Here is a 19,573-nt window from a genome sequence, read left to right as displayed (position 1 = left end):
TGACCATGCCACTTTACTGAAGAAGTCATTGAAAAAATTGCCATTGCAAAATGTCTTCTTTCAACTGATGGCTGCGGGGATAATCAAGGCTTTCAAGCGCTTGCGCGGTTTCACTGCGCAGCTTTGCCAGCAACGCTTTTCGCCCGACGTCTTCCGTTTTTCCTGCCATTTTCCCACGCAGGGCCGGAAGCGGCATGTCCACGGCTAACAACACCCGCGTCAGCGCGGCAACCGAGGTTGAAAACGCACGGTGTGCAAAAGCAAACCCCGCCAGCTCCAGCCAGTCGTCACTATTAAGGGTAGCTTCCCATCGGTCTTCCACGGGGATCTTTTCACCGTTCCAGGCAGACAGGACGCGCATATCCCGGCACAAACGCTGATGTTCCTGCGCGCACAGCCGACGCCCTGCCTCGCTAAGCGGCAGCAGCGCCATCGCCGTGTAGCAGCCGCTGCTGGCTTCACGATGGCTGCCCATCCGCACCAGCACAAAGCCGCACTGCTGCCAGAAATGCCAAAGTTCATCGGTGTAACCAAAGCTCACCGACAGATAATCTTCGCCGCAGGCGCTGCGAACAAGCGCCTGGCCAATCCCTTCCCGCTGACGGCGAGGGTGCACGGCAATGCGGGTCACCCGCCGTCCTCTGAGCGTCGCCGCCAGCGGAGAGCCGCCGTGTGCCGCCAGAGACTGCGCCACCAGGTTCCCGCGCGGACGCCGGAACCCCGCCCACACGGCACGGCTAAGCTCAGGGGACAGCCCGCCCTCCTCTACCAGCCATAGCGCCCCGGCGATAACCGTGTTCGTTTCGGCAACGGCAAACTGCTGCCCGGGCGCGTCCATCATGCGGCGCAAATCGAGCGGCGAGGTGCGGTAATGCGCCGCGCAGAGGAGCTCATACACGCTCGCGGCAAGCGCCGGGCGGCTTTCCCATGCCGTCGGCGCCAGAGACGTTAAATGCACCTCTCCTTCAGGGCGACGGTCGATCAGCGTATCGTCAAACAGCAGCGCACTGGCGACGATCCGCTCAAGCGGGCAGCCCGCTGCCCAGCGCACAGGTGTAGATAAGCTGTAGCGCTGCAGCCCGGCAAACCGACCGCAGAATTTAAGCAAAAATCCCCGGCCCGTCCCTTCATAGCCCTGCACCGTGGTGGTCAACAGCACGCGGGGGAAACGGGCAACTAACTTTTCCAGCAGAGGTCCGGGGATCGCAGCGGCTTCATCAACAATCAGCCAGTCTGCCTGGCGCGAAGAGGCAAGCAGCGCGTCCGGGGCCATAAAATGAAAACGCTCTCCGGCAAAGCGGGCGATGATATCCGTCGCCCCCTTCGACGGCGCGGTAACCACGGCACTGCCGGCAATGCGGTTCAGCAACATGCCTGCCAGGGCTGATTTTCCGCGCCCGCGCGCGGCGGTGACGGCCACGATGCCACCCGACATCCCCTGCAGCACATCCAGGATCTCAGCCTGTTCGCGCTGCGGGGCGCCGCTGGCAGGCTGCCAGTCTGGCGCGTCGGGTAAAGGCGGAAGGGATAACGCGCGGCCCTGAAGCCAGACAATCGCGTCGGGATCGGCTGCAATCGTCCGGGAGAAATGGTGGACAAAATGCGGCGTGGCTATTGCTTCCGCGCTGTCGCTCCAGCGCAGTGAATCGCTGTCTGGCAACCCGGCCCACGCGTCGAGTGGCGGAACCCGCAGCACCAGAAGGCTTCCGGCGCTCAGCGTTCCGCTCAGGGCGGCAAACGCGGCGACATCAAACCCGGCGCTGGCGTCAAAAACAGCATGCCGGAACTCGCGTCCCAGCAGGCCGCTGATGGCTTTTGAAGGATGTTCGTCAAGCCAAACCCAGTCTCCAGGCAGGGCGGCACGCAGGGCAAGCGCCTGGGTTAACGTCCACTGTACCTCGCCGCTGAGCACCACCAGCCGGCGATGGCCGGTGCGCTCAAGCTCGCGTATCAGCTGTTCAAACGCCAGCATTACATCGCTTTGCCGAAGGTATTACACTGCGCCGGGTCGCCGCTGTCGAAGCCGCGTTTGAACCAGCTGTAGCGCTGCTGTGAGGTACCGTGAGTGAAGCTGTCCGGCACGACGCGCCCCTGGCTCTGCTGCTGAAGACGGTCGTCACCGATAGCCTGAGCGGCGTTTAACGCCTCCTCAAGATCGCCGGATTCCAGGACGCCCTGCTGCTGCATGCTGTGGCCCCAGACGCCCGCGAAGCAGTCCGCCTGCAGCTCCATTTTGACGGACAGTCGGTTAACTTCTGCCTGCGAGGCATTTTGCTGCAGCTGGCGCACCTTAGGCTCAATCCCCAGCAGCTTTTGCACGTGATGGCCGACTTCATGCGCGATCACGTAGCCCTGGGCAAAATCACCGTCAGCGCCAAGCTTGCGTTTCATGTCATCGTAAAAGGAGAGATCGATATAGACGGTGCCGTCCGCCGGGCAGTAGAACGGCCCCATCACGGACTGTCCGGTGCCGCATCCGGTGCGGGTTGCGCCCCGGTACATCACCAGCTTCGGCTGCTGGTAGGTACGCCCCATCTTCTCAAACAGCTGACCCCAGGTGTCTTCCGTTGTGGCGAGGATAACGGAGGTAAATTTGGCCGCTTCATCTTCATTCGGGCTGATGGAGTGCTGAGATTGCTGCTGTTGCAGCGGCTGACCGGTCATCAACCCTGTGAGGTCAACGCCGTAATAACCCGCGACTAAAACCACAATCAGCAGGATGATGCCGCCCTTACCGCTGGGTAACCGGAAGCCGGGTCCCCCCATTGAAGGACCGCCGCCGCCATCACTGCGTCTGTCTTCTACATTGTCACTTTCACGACGCCCTTGCCAGCGCATAACCACCTCTAACTATTCCATTTATAATAGCTATGATCGTAGGCGGTTAACGGCAAGATTACCATAGGAAACAAAGGTAAGACGCCAAAGGATGCGAACATCCTTTGGCAAGTGAGGGAGTTAGTCGAGCTTAACGCCTAAACGGTGAGCAACCGCTTCGTACGCTTCAATCAGGCCACCCAGGCTCTGACGGAAACGGTCTTTGTCCATTTTATCCAGCGTTTCTTTATCCCACAGGCGGCTACCGTCTGGTGAGAACTCATCGCCCAGCACCACTTCGCCTTTGAACAGACCAAACTCCAGCTTGAAGTCGACGAGGATCAGGCCCGCGTCATCAAACAGTTTTTTCAGCACGTCGTTGGCTTTGTAGGTCAGCTCTTTCATGCGCGCCAGGTTCTCTTTGTTCACCCAGCCGAAGGTTTCGCAGTAGGAATCATTGACCATCGGATCGTGCATGGCATCGTTTTTCAGGAACAGGTCGAACAGCGGTGGATTCAGTTCGATACCTTCTTCAATGCCGAGACGCTTCACCAGGGAGCCCGCCGCACGGTTACGAATAACGCACTCAACCGGAACCATATCCAGTTTTTTCACCAGACATTCCGTATCGGACAGCAACGCTTCCATCTGGGTCGGGATACCCGCCTCGGCCAGTTTGGTCATAATGAAGTGGTTGAACTTGTTGTTCACCATGCCTTTACGATCGAACTGCTCAATGCGTGCGCCATCCCCTGCTGACGTATCATTGCGGAACTCGAGCACCAACAGATCCGGGTTTTCCGTGCTGTATACGGTCTTCGCTTTGCCACGATACAACTCAGCTTGCTTCTGCATCTTCATTACTCCTGGTGTGATGATTTGTGTTCAAAACTGGGGATATTATGCCACGCACACGTTTGCGTGGCACTAAAATAAAAAGGGCTGGATTCACCAGCCCTCGTATTTATTTGCTGAATGCTGCCTGGAAGACGGCGACCAGCGCATCGTTCTGCGACTGGGTCAGCGTGTGACCTTTTGGATCGATAAACTGCAGACTGCTGCGGTTATCTAGGTCGCCTACCTGAATCTTATAGTCACCAGAGGCAAGCTGTGGATCTTTCGCGCCCAGTTCCTGCCACGCGCTGTCGGAGAGCGGCTTATAGGTTGCCGTCATGCTGCCGGTTGAACGCGTGCTGTCGGTCACTTTCATGCCCACTTTTTCCAGCGTCGCTGGCAGACGTTGCCAGGTCTGGTTAAACGGTGCACGCACTACCAGCATTGGCAGGCCGGTATCATCCGCGCCGCTCTGAACATCGAAGGTCACACCGTTACGGCTCTGCGCAGCGTTGGCGGCATCGGTAGCGGTCTTATCCAGACCTGCGGCAATCACGTTCAACATTTCGGTACTGTAACGCTGCAGGGACGCGGCATCCGCAACCGGTTTACCCGCCTGCTCCAGGTTCAACAGCTTAACGTTGACCGCCTGCTGATAACCCTGTGGTTTAACGGAGACTTGATAGCGACCACGGTACTGCTGGTCTTCATCCAGACGGTTCCATTCGATCCAGTCGGTGGTTAACGTCTGGCTGGCGTCATCGCGTTTATCGATGGTGTAGTTCTTCGACTGAATGACGCTGACAACCTGCGGCCAAAGATTGCTACCGCGCGCGCTCTCAACCATCAGAGACGCCGTATCACCGGTGAACTGGGTACGCGCCCCGCTAACCAGCGCCAGAGGCTGTGCTGGCGGACGAATATCAAGCGCTTTACCGACCAGGCCGCTGCCGTTGGTCACGGGAATATTATAATCGCCGTTCTGAATCGGCAGGATCATACCAGCCGGTGCGTGAAGTTCAGCAAGCGGGGTCGCATCCAGATAGGATTCATCACCGCTCACCTGGCGCTTGTAGCGCGAGTCTGAACTACAGGCAGCGAGCAGCATAACAAGCGAAACACTCGCAACCTTCGCCAGGCGCGACTTCTGTACTGAATAAGCCATCAAATCTCCCTAAACTCTACAGCAAACCGGCATGCTTCAGCGCAGCCCTGACGATATCACGACCGTGGTCGGTGATCGGTGTCATTGGCAGACGCAGCGTATCGGTTGCTACAAGACCCAACTCCTTGCATGCCCATTTCACTGGGATCGGATTGGGTTCGACAAATAATTTATTGTGCAGCGGCATCAGACGCTGATTAATGACGCGCGCTTCATCAAAATGACCTGCTGCGGCCAGTTTGCACATTTCAGCCATGTCGCGCGCCGCAACGTTTGCCGTTACGGAGATCACGCCATGGCCACCGAGCTGCATAAAGTCCAGCGCGGTCGCATCATCACCACTCAACAGGATAAAGTCGTCTGAAACCAGCTCTTTGATCTGATGAACGCGACTTAAGTTCCCTGTCGCCTCTTTAATACCGATAATATTTTTTACTTCCGAGAGACGACCAACGGTTTCCGGCAGCATATCGCAACCGGTACGAGACGGCACATTATACAGAATTTGTGGCAAGTCAGTATGTTCAGCGATGGCTTTGAAGTGCTGGAACAAACCTTCCTGAGTAGGACGGTTGTAGTAAGGAGTCACCGTCAGACAGCCAACGATGCCGCTGTCGTTAAAACGTTTGGTCAGGCTGATAGCTTCTGCGGTTGCATTAGCCCCTGTGCCCGCGATGACCGGAATACGTCCGTCAGCCAGTTCCAGGGTCAGCATCACCACATCGCCGTGCTCGTCGTGGCTCAGCGTTGCGGATTCACCGGTAGTCCCTACCGAAACGATCGCCGAGGTTCCGTTGGCGACATGGTAATCAATGAGCTTCTTCATGCTTGACCGGCAGACATTACCTTTTTCATCCATCGGTGTAACAAGCGCGACAATACTTCCCGTGAACATGAGCCATCCTCTGTGCGAACAAGAGCCTCAATGTTACGTTTGGAACTGTAATAAAAGCAAGCGACCTGAGGCTCTCAGGCGGTTGTATGCATGTTTTTTTTATGCTTTCCTTAGGAAGACTTAACCATGCAAAGGAAGAACAGGTTTGACAACCTCATCACAACATTACCTGGTTATCACTGCGCTGGGTGCCGACAGGCCGGGTATCGTGAACACCATCACCCGCCACGTAAGCAGCTGCGGCTGTAATATCGAAGACAGCCGTCTGGCGATGCTCGGTGAAGAGTTCACATTTATTATGTTACTTTCCGGGACATGGAACGCCATCACGTTGATTGAATCGACCCTGCCGCTGAAAGGGGCCGAACTGGATTTGCTGATTGTCATGAAGCGCACCACTGCGCGTCCGCGTCCGGCACTGCCTTCTACCGTCTGGGTACAGGTTGAAGTGCCTGATTCTCCGCATCTGATTGAGCGTTTCACGGCGCTTTTTGACAGTCATCAGATGAATATTGCCGAACTGGTTTCCCGTACGCAGACAAGCGATGACCATGGTCTTCCGGTGCTGTTTATTCAAATTACCGCGCACAGCCCTGCCTCACAGGATGCGTCAAATATCGAGCAAGCGTTCAAAGCCCTCTGTACAGAATTAAACGCGCAGGGCAGTATAAGCGTCGTCAATTATTCGCAGCACGAACAGGATGGAGTTGAGTAATGAACCCACTGAAAGCCGGTGACATCGCACCGAAATTTAGCTTACCGGATCAAGACGGCGAGCAAGTAAATTTGACCGACTTCCAGGGACAGCGTGTTCTGGTCTATTTCTACCCGAAAGCCATGACCCCCGGCTGCACCGTACAGGCCTGCGGCTTACGCGACAACATGGACGAGTTGAAAAAAGTCGGCGTGGAAGTGCTGGGTATCAGCACCGATAAACCAGAAAAGCTGTCACGATTTGCTGAAAAAGAGCTGCTGAACTTCACGCTGCTTTCTGATGAAGATCATCAGGTATGCGAGCAGTTCGGCGTCTGGGGCGAGAAGACGTTTATGGGTAAAACCTACGACGGCATCCACCGCATCAGCTTCCTGATTGACGCTGACGGTAAAGTTGAACACGTGTTTGACGACTTCAAAACCAGCAACCACCACGACGTGGTGTTGAACTGGCTGAAACAAAGCGCCTGATAAACAGCAAAACGGCAACCCAGGTTGCCGTTTTTCATGTTTTCTCCCTCTCCCCGTGTGAAGGGGTCTGGGTGAGGGCATCAGGCCGCCCCCCTCTACTTCTCTTCCACCGCCGGCACATCCGGCCACGCGTGGACGACCGCTTTAATCAGCGTAGCCAGCGGAATAGCGAAGAACACGCCCCAGAATCCCCACAGCCCGCCGAAAATCACCACGGATAAGATAATCACCAGCGGATGCAGGTTCACCGCTTCGGAGAACAGCACCGGCACCAGCAGGTTACCGTCCAGGCCCTGAATAATCAGGTACACCGCGAAGCAGCTCCAGAACTCAGTCCCCAGCCCAAACTGGAACAACGCGACCCCAACAACCGGAATGGTCACCACAAACGCGCCTATGTACGGGATCAGAACCGACAGCCCCACCAGCACCGCCAGCAGCAGCGAGTAGTTCAGGCCGAAAATCAGGAAGCCAATCCAGGTCGCTACCCCCACGACAATCATCTCCAGCACCTTGCCGCGAATGTAGTTGGTGATCTGCTGGTTCATCTCTTCCCAGACCTGCCCTGCCAGCCCGCGGTTGCGCGGCAGAATACGGCGCACGGCGTTGAGCATTTGATCTTTATCTTTCACCAGGAAGAAGACCATCAGCGGCACGAGCACAAGGTAAACCGCCAGCGTCAGCAGTCCGACCAGGGACGCCAGAGAGTACTTCACCACCGAATCACCCATCGTCATGATGCGGGCGCGCATATTTTCGGCCATCGCGTCGATAATTCCGGCATCCATCAGGGCCGGATAACGGCGCGGCAGCGTGGCGGCAAAATCAGACAGCTTGTTCAGCATGCCGGGCATGTCGCGGATCAGGTTAATTCCCTGCTGCCAGGCGACCGGCATCACCACAAAAGCCATTAACAGCAGGATGCCGACAAACAGCACCAGCACGATGCTGGTCGCCCAGCGGCGGGAACAGCCGATATGTTCCAGACGCGCCGTGGGCCACTCCAGCAGATACGCCAGCACAATCGCCACCAGCAGAGGGGCGAGCAGGCCGCTGAAGAAGAACAGAATACCGAACCCGGCAACCAGAATAACCAACAAAGCAATGGCTTCCGGGTCGCTGAACCGACGCCGGTACCACTGCATTAACATTTCGAGCATACAACCCTTCCCTGAATCGAATGGCGGGAGTGAGACGGTGAATTGTATCTAACTGTCACAAAAAAGACTTTCGCTTTTTGTATCCCGATCGCAATCCGCAAAACCCTGATGAATGGGATTTTCTTCATGCTACAACACGGCTACACTCGCAGGGCAGCAGAGATGAACGATATGCCGGTTCATCGGTCAAATTAGCACATCCAACATACAGGACAGTGGTTATGTTCAGGCAATTGAGAAAAACACTGGTTGCAACACTGATTGCCGCGGTGACGGTCGGTCAGGTGTTGCCCGCTTTTGCTGACTCGTCCGATTCATTGCCGGACATGGGCACCACAGCAGGAAGCACGCTCTCTATTGGGCAAGAGATGCAAATGGGGGATTACTATGTTCGCCAGCTGCGCGGCAGCGCCCCGCTGATCAACGACCCTTTGCTGGTGCAGTACATAAACGGGCTGGGGATGCGTCTGGTAGCACACGCCGACTCGGTAAAGACCCCCTTCCATTTCTATTTAATCAATAATGACGAAATCAACGCCTTCGCCTTCTTTGGCGGTAACGTGGTGCTGCATTCGGCGTTATTCCGATATTCAGACAACGAAAGCCAGCTGGCCTCGGTAATGGCGCACGAAATTTCGCACGTCACACAGCGTCACCTGGCGCGTGCGATGGAAGACCAGAAACGTAACGCTCCCCTCACCTGGGTGGGTGCACTGGGATCGATTCTGCTGGCGATGGCCAGCCCGCAGGCCGGGATGGCAGCCCTGACCGGTACGCTGGCGGGAACACGTCAGGGGATGATCAGCTTTACCCAACAAAACGAGCAGGAAGCGGACCGCATCGGGATTCAGGTGCTGCAGCGCTCGGGCTTTGACCCGCAGGCCATGCCGAGCTTCCTGGAAAAACTGCTCGATCAGGCGCGTTACTCTTCCCGTCCGCCGGAAATCCTGCTGACGCACCCGCTGCCTGAAAGCCGACTATCGGACGCGCGTAACCGTGCAAACCAGATGCGTCCTGTGGTGGTCCAGTCTTCGCAGGATTTCTACATGGCGAAAGTGAGAACCCTGGGAATGTACAATTCCGGGCGTAACCAGCTCACCAGTGACCTGCTGGATACCCTGGCGAAAGGCAACGTGCGTGAGAAAAACGCCGCGCAGTATGGTCAGGCGCTTCAGGCGATGGAAGCCAGCAAATACGACGAGGCGCGTAAAGCGCTGCAGCCGCTCCTTGCTGCCGACCCGAACAACCCGTGGTATCTCGATCTTTCGACGGATATCGATCTGGGGCAGAAGAAAACCGCCGATGCGATTAACCGTCTGAAAGGGGCGAAAGACGTCCGTACCAACCCGGTACTGCAGCTTAACCTGGCGAATGCTTACCTGCAGGGCGGCCAGCCGGGTGAAGCGGCGACCATCCTGAACCGCTACACCTTTAATAATAAAGACGATCAAAACGGCTGGGATCTGCTCGCTCAGGCGGAAGCCCAGCTCGGCAACCGCGATCAGGAGCTTGCGGCGCGTGCCGAAGGCTTTGCCCTGGTGGGCCGCCTCGATCAGGCGATTTCCGCGCTCAGCAGCGCCAGCTCGCAGGTCAAGCTTGGTAGCCTACAGCAGGCCCGTTACGACGCGCGTATCGATCAGCTGCGCGGCCTGCAGCAGCGCTTTAAGCCGTACGAGAAGATGTAATAAAGGAGAATTCACGTCATGACAGACGCCGTAAAAATTTATCACAACCCTCGCTGCTCCAAGAGCCGCGATACCCTGAGCCTGCTGACGTCTAACGGCGTTGAGCCGGAAGTGGTGCTTTACCTTGATACACCACCTGACGCGCAAACCCTCCGCCAGCTGCTGCGCATGCTGGGAATGGGCAGTGCTAGAGAGCTGATGCGTCAGAAAGAAGATCTGTATAAGTCGCTTAACCTGGATGACAACCGTCTCACCGAGGCTGAACTGGTCCAGGCGATGGTTGAAAATCCAAAGCTGATTGAGCGCCCGATTGTGGTGGCGAACGGCCAGGCGCGCATTGGACGTCCGCCGGAAGACGTGCTCCAGATCCTCTAATCGTTACGCCGCAGCGCTTCAAGAAAGGCCTGCGGCGTACTCTCTCCTAACTTTTTCTGCGCTTTTCCCCGGTTGTAAAATTCGCACAGCTGGATCAACAGCTCGCCTGCCGGCTCACTGTTCAGGCGTGGAATGATTTCACAGAGCGGCTGAGCAACCTGAACAGCGCGGTACTGCTGCGGATGCACCGTAACGGTGGTATTACGTTCCTCTGGCTTCACCTCGAAACCAAAAGTCTCAATAGATTGAATATCAGCCGGACAGGCTTCCAGCGCGTCGTGCGCCCAGCGGGCCAGCAGCTGCGGAGAAGTGCGCGCGTACAGCCGGGCGTAGCACCAGCCGCTCACCGGTTCACGCGCCCAAAGTAGATGCTGTTCTCCGCCATCGTCCATATGCAGAGACAGGGGCTGATGATGTAACAGAAGTTTTTGCGGCACGATACCTGCCTTGAGCGCCTTTTTCCCCTGCAACGGAGCCCCTTTTTGTTGCGCAGAGGTCGGTTTGAGGTAGCGGTTCAATGTCGCCCGGGATACGGGGATCCCCAGCACGCCGTTTACAATCTGCAGCAGTTCATCAAGCGGCGCTCCCGAGACGTCACGCAGGACATTCACCAGTGCGATCTGCTCTTGTCTCAACACTTTGTGTATCACTTTTGGCGTTGTGTGGTTGTCCGAAATCTGCTCGCGGTTGCGCCAGCGCCTGACGGTAGTGACCGAAATGCCCAGCTCAGCGGCAAGCTCTCTGTCGCTTTTATCTGACTGCTGAAGATAGCGACGGATGCGCGGCGTCGTGGTGGCATTAGCATGCAGTTTAATTTCCATCGCAAGTCCTCAGAACTAATCTTATGAGATTTATACTACAGCAGCGATTGCTTTGTGACCGATTTCACCTTTCGCTCGCCACGCTTCACTGATAATTCCCAGACATAACACAACCAACACCCCTCAATCTTGTACGGAGTTCACAATGAACAATGTTCTGGGATTTCTTGAAGCAAAACTAATGCCGCTGGCGGCCAAAACGGCCCAGCAGCGTCATCTCGGGGCCATTCGCGGCGCCTACGTATCCTTCATGCCGTTTATCATCGTCGGCTCCGTTCTGCTGGTGATCTCGTCATTCCCGAATCAAGCCTATCAGCAGTTTATGTCTCAGGCCTTTGGTGAGAGCTGGAGCGCCATTATTGAAATCCCGTTCAACGCGGTGTTCTCCACCATGTCGCTGTTCATCAGCTTCCTGGTGGCCTTCCGCCTGGCGGAACACTACGGTGAGGATCGCATCTCCTGCGGCATCCTGGCGCTGGTCGCCTTTCTCATCCTGACGCCCTTTATCAAAGTGGCGGAAAACGGCGGTATTACCGTCATTCCGGTGGAGTGGATTGGCAGCAAAGGGCTGTTCGTGGCGATGATTGGTTCTCTGCTGTGGACGGAACTGTTCTGCTGGCTCAAGCGCAAAAAACTGGTCATCAAAATGCCGGACGGCGTGCCGCCGGCGGTGCAGGAGTCGTTCGCGGCATTAATCCCGGCCCTGCTGGTGATGATTCTGGTGCTGGGTATCCGTATCGTGTTTGAAAACACCCACTACAACACTATCCACCAGTTTATTTACGAAGTAGTGGCCACGCCGGTGCGCCACTACGGTACCTCTTACTTTGGCGCGCTGATGACGGTCTTCAGCATCACCATTCTCTGGTCAGTGGGCATTAACTCCGGCTCGATGATTAACGGCATCATTCGCCCGCTGTGGATGGAGAACCAGACCGACAACATCGCGGCCATTCAGGCCGGCGCCACGCCGCCGCACATTATCACCGAACAGTTTTTTGACATGATCTGGATGGGCGGCGCGGGGGCCACGCTGTCGCTGGTCATTGCGATGCTGATTTTCGCCCGCAGCAAAAACATGCGGGAAGTGGCGCGCCTCGGCGCCGGGGCGTCGGTGTTTAACATCAACGAACCGATCCTGTTTGGCCTGCCGGTGATCATGAACCCAATCATGCTTATCCCGTTCAATCTGGTGCCGCTGGTGCTGGTTACCGTGCAGTATGCAGCGATGAAGATTGGCGCGGTTGCCGTCACCACCGGGGTGTTTATTCCCTGGACGCTGCCACCCGTTATCAGCGGTTTTATCGTTACCGGGCACCTGAGCGGCAGCGTGATGCAGCTTCTCAACCTGCTAATTGGCGCCATGCTGTACCTACCTTTCATGCGTATCGTGGACAAACAGTACCGCGCGGCGGAAATGGTCACCGTTACGCAAACCGACACCACCCTTGCAAAACAGGAGTAAAGCATGTGGGGAATTATCGCGACCTGGAGAATGGCGCTTGAAGGCGTCACCGAGTCTGCATCTGCGCTGGCTGCGGGGAAACCGGTCTCGGCAGCGGTGGTGGATGCCGTCGCCGCCGTCGAAGATTTTCCGTTTTATAAATCCGTCGGCTACGGCGGGCTGCCCACCGAAAATGGCGAAGTGGAGCTGGACGCCGCCTACATGGACGGCGATACGCTGGCGTTTGGTGCCGTGGGCAACCTGGTGGATATCGCCAACCCGGTGCGGGTGGCGCATGCGTTAAGCCGCCAGCGCTACAACAGCCTGCTGGTGGGCCAGGGCGCGCGCGAATGGGCGCTGAGCCAGGGCTTTGCCGACAAAACCATGCTCACTGACCGCGCCTTGCAGCACTACCGCAAACGCTGCCTTGAAACGCTGGATAAGGGCTTAAGCCCTTACGACGGGCATGACACCGTCGGCATTATCGGCCTCGATAAGCAGGGCTCGATGAGCGTCGCCACCTCCACCAGCGGCCTGTTCATGAAAAAGCGCGGTCGACTCGGGGATTCGCCCATTATTGGTTCCGGATTTTACTGCGACAGTGAAACCGGCGCCGCCACCGCCACGGGCGTCGGTGAAGATCTGATGAAAGGCTGCACCAGCTACGAAATCGTCCGCCGCATGGCGCAGGGCATGACGCCCCAGCAGGCTGCCGATTCGGTAGTGTTCGAACTGGAAGACAAGCTGATGTCGCGCTTTGGCCGCGCGGGCGATCTCTCAGTGGTGTGCATGAACAACAAAGGCGAATTTGGTGCCGCAACCAACATCAAAACCTTCTCGTTTGTGGTGGCGACGGCTCGCCAGCCTCTCACCGTTTTTCGTACCGAACGCCTGCGGGAGAAAACGCATTATCACGCGGTAGATGATGAGTGGATGCAGGCCTATGCCGCGCGGATCCGCGCGCCGATTGAGGAGTCATGATGATTACGTATCAGTTTATCAACGCGCTTTCTGACGCGGCTCCGCAGAGCCTTTTGATTGCGTCCGCCTCCTGTACGCATTTGCCCGAAACGGCGCTGGTCGCAGAAATGCGCGAGTCTGCCAGCATCGCTGACACCCGCTTTGGCTGCGCCCCGTTTGCCCGGATCACTCTGCTGCCAGATGCCCTCTGGCAGGATAGCCTGACCGAAGGATTGCTGACGGCGCTGCGCCCGCTGCTGGCCTCGCCCGTCAGCCCCGAGCTGATACTGGACGTTACCAATATCGACGATGTGGTGCTGGCGCAGGTGCTGCGTTTTCTTTTTAATCAGGCGCACAGGCTAAGCGATCTGAAGCTGAAGAAAACGGATGAATCGACGGTGCGCCTTACGCACATTACTGCCCTTTGCCTGCCGGAACAGCAGGCAAAACTGGAGGGAATCTTCCGCCAGCAGCAGGCCATCGCCCACGGAATGGTCGCTGCGCGACGGCTGGCGGATATCCCGTCCGACCGATGCACGCCGCAGTTTGTGGTGGAAGAGGCGCAAAAACTGTGTGCCGCCTTCCCTTTTCTGCGCTGCGAGGTGTTGGATGAAAAGCAAATCGTTGAGCAGAGTCTGGGGCTGCTGCACGCCGTTGGCAAAGGGGCGACCTGTCCGCCGCGCCTGCTGGCGATCCATTATGACGGCGTCAACGACGGCCCGGTGCGCTGCTATGTGGGAAAAGGCATAACCTTTGATACAGGCGGCCTGTGGCTGAAGGAAGGCGCGGGCATGTATACCATGAAATACGACATGTGCGGTGCGGCTAACGTGCTGGGCCTGATGCTGACCGCCGCAGAGCTGGCGCTGCCCGTACGCATTATGGGCGTGCTGGCGCTGGCGGAAAACGCCATCGGCCCGGACGCCATGCAGCCCGGCACGGTAGCAACGGCCTGCAACGGGATCACCGTTGAAATCAACAATACCGACGCCGAAGGCCGACTGGTGCTGGCAGACGCCATCGCCTGGGCCAGCCAGCGGCATCCGCAGGCGCGCTATATCATTGATATGGCCACCTTAACCGGTGCGGTCGTGAAGGCGCTGGGGTATGAATTGAGCGGATTAATGACGCAGGATGAACCGCTGCGCGCGGCGCTGACGCTGGCGGGCAAGCAGAGCGGCGATGAAGTGTGGTCCCTGCCGCTGGATGCGCGGCTGAAAAAACAGACCGACAGCGCGATCGCCGATCTGTGCAACACGCCGACCAATAATGCAGCAATCAGTGCTTCGGCAGCGTGGCTGCTGCACCACTTTTGCCCGCCGACAATCCCGTGGGCGCATCTGGACATCAGCGGTACGGCGCTGTGGCGCGAAAACGGACGGAGCGTGGCATCGGGAAGACCGATTCCACTTCTGGTTGAGCATCTAATTGGGGATATTTAGCCGGGTGGCGGCTACGCCTTACCCGTCCTACAAAGTGCGGCGGGTTTTCGTAGGCCCGGTAAGGCGTAGCCGCCACCGGGCGAGAAAATTCAAAGCTTGAGAATATCTTTCACAAACGGAATGGTCAGCTTGCGCTGGGCGGTAATGGAGGCGCGATCGAGCTGATCGAGCGTGTCAAACAGCGTGCGCATTTCGCGATCCAGCCGCTTGAGCAGAAAGCGGCCCACGTCTTCCGGCAGCTCAAATCCGCGCTGTTTTGCGCGCAGCTGTAACGCCTGAAGCTTATCTTCATCCGACAGCGGCTGGAGCTTGTAGATTTGCCCCCAGTCCAGACGAGACGCCAGATCCGGCAGCCCCAGATTCAGCTGTCGCGGTGGACGATCGCCGGTGATCAGCAGCCGGGTTTTGCCCGACTCCAGGATGCGGTTGTAGAGGTTGAAGATCGCCATTTCCCACGGCTCGTCCCCCGCCACGCACTCGATATTATCGATGCAGACCAGCGAGAGATGTTCCATTCCCTCCAGCACCTCAGGCACGAACCACGTACGTTTATCCAGCGGCACGTAGCCTACCGCATCACCGCGCGCTGAAAGCTCCGCGCAGGCGGCATGCAGCAGATGGCTGCGCCCCGCGCCTTCGCGTGACCAGATATAGATGTATCCGCTGTGATCCTGGCGCAGCACGTTTTGCAGTGCAGCCAGTAAAGAGGGGTTATCACCCGGCCAGAAACTCGCGAAAGTTTCGTCGTCAGGGAGATAAAGTGGCAGAGAGAGCTGTGCCGGTCCGTTCAGAAATACCTCAACCAGAGATCCTACGTAAAATCGGAAAGGAGTTTAACACGGAACCTGCAAGGAGAGAACCGGGCGATCCCTCGCCCGACTTTTCGATCAATGTGACGCTTTTTCGCTTTCGTCAGCGTCCAGTACCACCTCTTCAGGGCGGATCACCGAGATCAGCTTGAAGATCAGGCTCAGGCCAACGCCGACGATGGTCGCGAGCGCCATGCCCTTCAGCTCGGCCGCACCGATGTGCACCTTCGCGCCGCTCACGCCGATAATCAGGATTACTGAGGTCAGGATCAGGTTCTGCGCCTTGCTGTAATCCACTTTGGATTCAATCAGCACGCGAATACCGGAGGCACCAATTACCCCGTACAGCAGCAGAGACACGCCGCCCATCACCGGCACCGGGATGATCTGAATCGCTGCCGCCAGCTTGCCGACGCAGGAGAGCAGAATGGCGATGATCGCCGCGCCGCCGATAACCCAGGTACTGTAGACGCGGGTAATCGCCATCACGCCGATGTTCTCACCGTAGGTGGTGTTTGGCGTTGAGCCAAAGAAACCGGAGATAATGGTGGAGAAACCGTTCGCAAACATGGAACGATGTAGACCCGGGTCACGGATCAAATCGCGCTTAACGATGTTCGCCGTCACCACCAGGTGGCCGACGTGCTCCGCAATCACCACCAGCGCCGCAGGCAGAATGGTGAAAATCGCAAACCATTCGAAGCGAGGGGTGTAGAAGGTTGGCAGCGCGAACCAGTGCGCCTCGGCAATCGGAGTGGTGTCCACCACGCCCATCGCGAAGGAGAGCGCGTAGCCCGCCAGCACGCCGATCAGGATCGGGATGATCGCCATAAAGCCGCGGAACAGGACGGAGCCAAACACCGTTACGCCCAGCGTAACCAGCGAGATGATAATGGTTTTGGAATCCGGTGACTGGCCGTCAGCAGGCAGCAGACCGGCCATATTCGCCGCCACACCCGCCAGTTCAAGACCGATGACCGCAACGATGGCGCCCATCGCCGCAGGCGGGAACATCACGTCCAGCCAGCCGGTACCGGCTTTCTTCACAATGAAGGACACCACGCAGAACAGGACGCCACACATGATAAAGCCGCCCAGCGCGACTTCATAACCCAGCGGCAGCAGCAGCAAAACCGGCGAGATAAACGCGAAGCTTGACCCCAGATACGCCGGGATTTTGCCTTTACAGATAAAGAGGTACAACAACGTACCGATGCCGTTGAACAACAGCACGGTTGCCGGGTTAATGTGGAACAGGATTGGCACCAGCACGGTTGCGCCAAACATGGCGAACAGGTGCTGCAAACTAAGCGGGATAGTCTGTAAAAGCGGCGGTCTTTCACTCACCCCGATAGCACGGCGCGTCATAGTGTTTTCCTCTGAGTAGTATTGTTGTTGGTGTTTTATTCAAAAAAAAGCCGACTATCAAAGTCGGCTTATTTATCGTTATTCGATTATTTCGTACCAAAGATCTTATCGCCGGCATCGCCGAGCCCCGGAATGATGTATCCGTGCTCGTTCAGGCCCTGGTCGATAGAGGCGGTATACAGCTCAACGTCCGGGTGCGCTTTTTCTAGCGCCGCGATCCCTTCCGGTGCCGCAACCAGCACCAGCACCTTAATGCTGCTACAGCCCGCGTTTTTCAGCAGGTCGATGGTGGCGATCATCGAACCACCGGTCGCCAGCATCGGGTCAACCACCAGCGCCATACGCTCGTCGATGTTAGACACTAGCTTCTGGAAGTAAGGAACCGGCTCAAGGGTTTCTTCGTTACGGTAGATACCCACCACGCTGATACGCGCGCTTGGCACGTGCTCCAGCACGCCTTCCATCATGCCGAGACCGGCACGCAGAATTGGCACCACGGTAATTTTCTTACCTTTGATCTGCTCAACCTGCACCGGGCCGTTCCAGCCTTCGATGGTGACTTTTTCCGTTTCCAGATCGGAGGTCGCTTCGTATGTCAGCAGGCTGCCGACTTCAGATGCCAGTTCGCGAAAACGCTTCGTGCTGATGTCATGCTCACGCATCAGGCCCAACTTGTGTTTAACGAGTGGGTGTTTCACTTCCACAATCTTCATTCTCTTTCTCCTCTGAGGCGGCGTCCGCAAAAAAATCGCGGGATTATACCGCTTTTTTCGGATTAGGCCATACCCATCTTGCTTGACGTATATCAAGCAAAGTGATTTAGAGACAAAAAAAACCGGAGGCGAGACTCCGGCTTGGGTGCGGGTTCTGCCCAGTGGCGCTAACGCTTACGCGGACCTACGTGTAGTGTAGGTCGGGTAAGCGTTAGCGCCACCCGGCAATTACAGGCTATCGCCGTTGCTCGCAATTACCTGCTTATACCAGTCGAACGATTTCTTCTTGCTGCGGTTCAGCGTGCCGTTGCCTTCATTGTCTTTGTCGACAAAGATAAAGCCGTAGCGTTTTTTCATTTCGCCCGTACCGGCAGAAACGAGGTCGATACAGCCCCACGGGGTATAGCCCATCAGATCCACGCCATCTTCCTCCACCGCTTTTTTCATCTCGCGGATGTGGGCGGACAGGTAGTCAATGCGGTACTGGTCGTTCACCGTGCCGTCGCTCTCCTGCACGTCGATCGCGCCAAAGCCGTTTTCAACGATAAACAGCGGCAGCTGATAGTGATCCCAGAACCAGTTGAGGGAGTAGCGCAGCCCCACCGGGTCAATCTGCCAGCCCCAGTCCGATTTCTGCACGTACGGGTTAGTGACCAGGCTCTTGCTCTCGTCGTAATCCAGCTGCGGGTTATCCGCCGTCGCCTTGGTGGCGAAGGACATATAGTAGCTGAAGCCGATGTAATCGACGCAGCCCTGCTTCAGCGCGGCTTTATCTTCTTCGGTAATATCCAGCGTGAAGCCGCGACGCGCAAAGTAGTTGAGCAGATGCTGCGGGTACCTGCCGCGCACGTGCACGTCGGTGAACCAGTAGCGGCGGTGCATGGCATTCATCGCCATCATCATATCGTCCGGCGCGCAGGTGAGCGGGTAGATAGGACACATGGCAATCATGCAGCCAATCTGCAGCGACGGGTTAATCTCGCGCCCCGCCTTCACCGCCAGGGCGCTGGCCACCAGCTCATAGTGCGCCGCCTGGAACATCACCGGCTCACGGTCTTCACCCGGCGCGTACTTCAGCCCGGAGTTAGTGAACGGCGCAAAGTCTTCGTGGAAGTTGGCCTGGTTGTTGATCTCGTTGAAGGTCATCCAGTACTTCACTTTATGCTGATAGCGCTGGAATACCACTTTTGCAAAACGAACGAAGAAGTCGATCAGCTTACGGTTGCGCCAGCCGCCGTATTCCGTGACCAGATGGAAAGGCATCTCGAAGTGAGACAGGGTGATAACCGGTTCGATGCCGTACTTCAGGCATTCGTCGAACAGGTTGTCATAGAATTTCAGGCCAGCCTCGTTAGGCTCAAGCTCGTCGCCTTTCGGGAAGATCCGCGTCCAGGCAATAGAGGTGCGGAAGCATTTGAACCCCATCTCGGCAAAGAGTTTGATGTCTTCTTTATAGCGGTGGTAGAAATCAATGGCTTCATGGTTAGGGTAATTTTTCCCTTCCAGCACGCCGTTGGTGATTTCACGCGGCACGCCGTGCGCGCCCGCGGTCATGACGTCGGCCACGCTCACGCCTTTTCCGCCCTCTTTCCAGCCGCCTTCCAGCTGGTGCGCCGCAACGGCCCCCCCCCACAGAAAATCTGCTTTAAATCCTGACATTCGCTTTCCCTCATTCTGCGTTATTATCTGCAAAAACAATTACAGAAACCGGTTTCAGTTCGATGATGTGCAAACGGAATAACCGTTGCAAGCAGTTCTCAGAAACCGGTTTCATTTTCGTGAACAGAGTCAAGTTTGGCTGCATTCACGGGGTGCACAGAAAAAAAGATCTCCACGTCCAGAATAGGCTCGCAAACGTTTGCCTGGACTGTTAGAATTGCGCCGATTTTTCTTACTAGCT

18 protein-coding genes are annotated in these 19,573 nt (G+C 56.9%); 7 read left to right on the top strand and 11 right to left on the bottom strand.

The genetic code is table 11. From position 1 onward, the window contains the following. Positions 1 to 25: 25 nt before the first annotated feature. The 5 genes from LRM19_RS09045 to dapA all read right to left on the bottom strand — a co-directional run bounded on the left by LRM19_RS09045 (position 26) and on the right by dapA (position 5,711). On the bottom strand, positions 26 to 1,972 hold the full coding sequence (locus LRM19_RS09045) for a tRNA(Met) cytidine acetyltransferase TmcA (protein ID WP_271368375.1): 1,947 nt from the start codon (positions 1,970 to 1,972) through the stop codon (positions 26 to 28). Further along, positions 1,972 to 2,838 carry a KPN_02809 family neutral zinc metallopeptidase gene (gene ypfJ / locus LRM19_RS09040; RefSeq protein ID WP_111965183.1) on the bottom strand — a complete coding sequence of 289 codons (867 nt, stop codon included), beginning with the start codon at positions 2,836 to 2,838 and terminating at the stop codon, positions 1,972 to 1,974. Before ypfJ ends, LRM19_RS09045 begins: the two co-directional genes overlap by 1 nt. Before the next feature lie 120 nt (positions 2,839 to 2,958). Further along, on the bottom strand, positions 2,959 to 3,672 hold the full coding sequence (purC, locus tag LRM19_RS09035) for a phosphoribosylaminoimidazolesuccinocarboxamide synthase (protein WP_008501631.1): 714 nt from the start codon (positions 3,670 to 3,672) through the stop codon (positions 2,959 to 2,961). A gap of 109 nt (positions 3,673 to 3,781) precedes the next feature. Further along, positions 3,782 to 4,816, bottom strand: coding sequence for an outer membrane protein assembly factor BamC (gene bamC / locus LRM19_RS09030; RefSeq protein ID WP_111965182.1), 1,035 nt, complete (start codon positions 4,814 to 4,816; stop codon positions 3,782 to 3,784). A gap of 16 nt (positions 4,817 to 4,832) precedes the next feature. Further along, on the bottom strand, positions 4,833 to 5,711 hold the full coding sequence (gene dapA / locus LRM19_RS09025) for a 4-hydroxy-tetrahydrodipicolinate synthase (protein WP_008501633.1): 879 nt from the start codon (positions 5,709 to 5,711) through the stop codon (positions 4,833 to 4,835). Positions 5,712 to 5,856: 145 nt separating this feature from the next. On the opposite strand from dapA, the gene LRM19_RS09020 reads away from it, so the two are divergent. Together LRM19_RS09020 and bcp are read left to right on the top strand one after the other, a co-directional pair. Next, a complete protein-coding gene (locus tag LRM19_RS09020) occupies positions 5,857 to 6,426 on the top strand; it encodes a glycine cleavage system transcriptional repressor (protein ID WP_023308758.1) in 570 nt (189 codons plus the stop codon). Beyond that, on the top strand, positions 6,426 to 6,896 hold the full coding sequence (bcp, locus tag LRM19_RS09015) for a thioredoxin-dependent thiol peroxidase (RefSeq protein WP_014171119.1): 471 nt from the start codon (positions 6,426 to 6,428) through the stop codon (positions 6,894 to 6,896). The genes LRM19_RS09020 and bcp overlap by 1 nt, the downstream gene beginning before the upstream one ends. A 95-nt stretch (positions 6,897 to 6,991) precedes the next feature. Here the strand turns inward: bcp and LRM19_RS09010 are convergent, their stop codons facing one another. Then, positions 6,992 to 8,056, bottom strand: coding sequence for an AI-2E family transporter (locus tag LRM19_RS09010; protein WP_033146172.1), 1,065 nt, complete (start codon positions 8,054 to 8,056; stop codon positions 6,992 to 6,994). Between the two features lie 221 nt (positions 8,057 to 8,277). Here LRM19_RS09010 and bepA point away from each other — a divergent pair, with 221 nt between their 5' ends. Further along, a complete protein-coding gene (gene bepA / locus LRM19_RS09005) occupies positions 8,278 to 9,741 on the top strand; it encodes a beta-barrel assembly-enhancing protease (RefSeq protein WP_111965181.1) in 1,464 nt (487 codons plus the stop codon). An 18-nt stretch (positions 9,742 to 9,759) separates the two neighbouring features. After that, the gene (arsC, locus tag LRM19_RS09000) at positions 9,760 to 10,116 is read left to right on the top strand and encodes an arsenate reductase (glutaredoxin) (RefSeq protein ID WP_271368353.1); all 357 of its coding nucleotides are present in this window, start codon (positions 9,760 to 9,762) and stop codon (positions 10,114 to 10,116) included. Here arsC and LRM19_RS08995 read toward each other — a convergent pair. Continuing rightward, positions 10,113 to 10,937, bottom strand: a complete 825-nt coding sequence (locus LRM19_RS08995; RefSeq protein WP_271368350.1) for a helix-turn-helix domain-containing protein — start codon at positions 10,935 to 10,937, stop codon at positions 10,113 to 10,115. The two genes, arsC and LRM19_RS08995, sit on opposite strands and share 4 nt — an antisense overlap. A gap of 145 nt (positions 10,938 to 11,082) precedes the next feature. On the opposite strand from LRM19_RS08995, the gene celB reads away from it, so the two are divergent. The 3 genes from celB to LRM19_RS08980 are packed head-to-tail and all read left to right on the top strand — an operon-like array spanning position 11,083 to position 14,783. Then, positions 11,083 to 12,402 (top strand): PTS cellobiose transporter subunit IIC, encoded by a 1,320-nt coding sequence (celB, locus tag LRM19_RS08990; protein WP_271368348.1) that lies wholly within the window; start codon positions 11,083 to 11,085, stop codon positions 12,400 to 12,402. A gap of 3 nt (positions 12,403 to 12,405) precedes the next feature. Next, positions 12,406 to 13,362: a N(4)-(beta-N-acetylglucosaminyl)-L-asparaginase gene (locus LRM19_RS08985; protein WP_115875974.1), complete on the top strand. Its 957-nt coding sequence runs from the start codon at positions 12,406 to 12,408 to the stop codon at positions 13,360 to 13,362. Beyond that, entirely contained in the window at positions 13,362 to 14,783 is a 1,422-nt protein-coding gene (locus tag LRM19_RS08980; protein ID WP_271368677.1) for a leucyl aminopeptidase family protein, read from the top strand. The genes LRM19_RS08985 and LRM19_RS08980 overlap by 1 nt, the downstream gene beginning before the upstream one ends. An 89-nt stretch (positions 14,784 to 14,872) precedes the next feature. On the opposite strand, the gene LRM19_RS08975 is transcribed toward LRM19_RS08980, so the two are convergent. The 4 genes from LRM19_RS08975 to LRM19_RS08960 all read right to left on the bottom strand — a co-directional run bounded on the left by LRM19_RS08975 (position 14,873) and on the right by LRM19_RS08960 (position 19,332). Next, positions 14,873 to 15,574, bottom strand: a complete 702-nt coding sequence (locus tag LRM19_RS08975) for a DnaA inactivator Hda (protein ID WP_211438414.1) — start codon at positions 15,572 to 15,574, stop codon at positions 14,873 to 14,875. 96 nt (positions 15,575 to 15,670) lie between these two features. Continuing rightward, positions 15,671 to 16,960, bottom strand: coding sequence for a uracil permease (gene uraA, locus LRM19_RS08970; RefSeq protein ID WP_045399708.1), 1,290 nt, complete (start codon positions 16,958 to 16,960; stop codon positions 15,671 to 15,673). 86 nt (positions 16,961 to 17,046) lie between these two features. Continuing rightward, a complete protein-coding gene (upp, locus tag LRM19_RS08965; RefSeq protein WP_111965178.1) occupies positions 17,047 to 17,673 on the bottom strand; it encodes a uracil phosphoribosyltransferase in 627 nt (208 codons plus the stop codon). 228 nt (positions 17,674 to 17,901) lie between these two features. Next, positions 17,902 to 19,332 (bottom strand): 6-phospho-beta-glucosidase, encoded by a 1,431-nt coding sequence (locus LRM19_RS08960; RefSeq protein WP_252093292.1) that lies wholly within the window; start codon positions 19,330 to 19,332, stop codon positions 17,902 to 17,904. Between the last annotated feature and the right edge of the window lie 241 nt (positions 19,333 to 19,573).

It is taken from the genome of Enterobacter sp. PI-10, assembly GCF_027947695.1.
Lineage (GTDB): Bacteria > Pseudomonadota > Gammaproteobacteria > Enterobacterales > Enterobacteriaceae > Enterobacter > Enterobacter vonholyi.
Note: the sequence above shows the minus strand (reverse complement) of the source record. Positions and strands in the feature narration are given on the sequence as shown.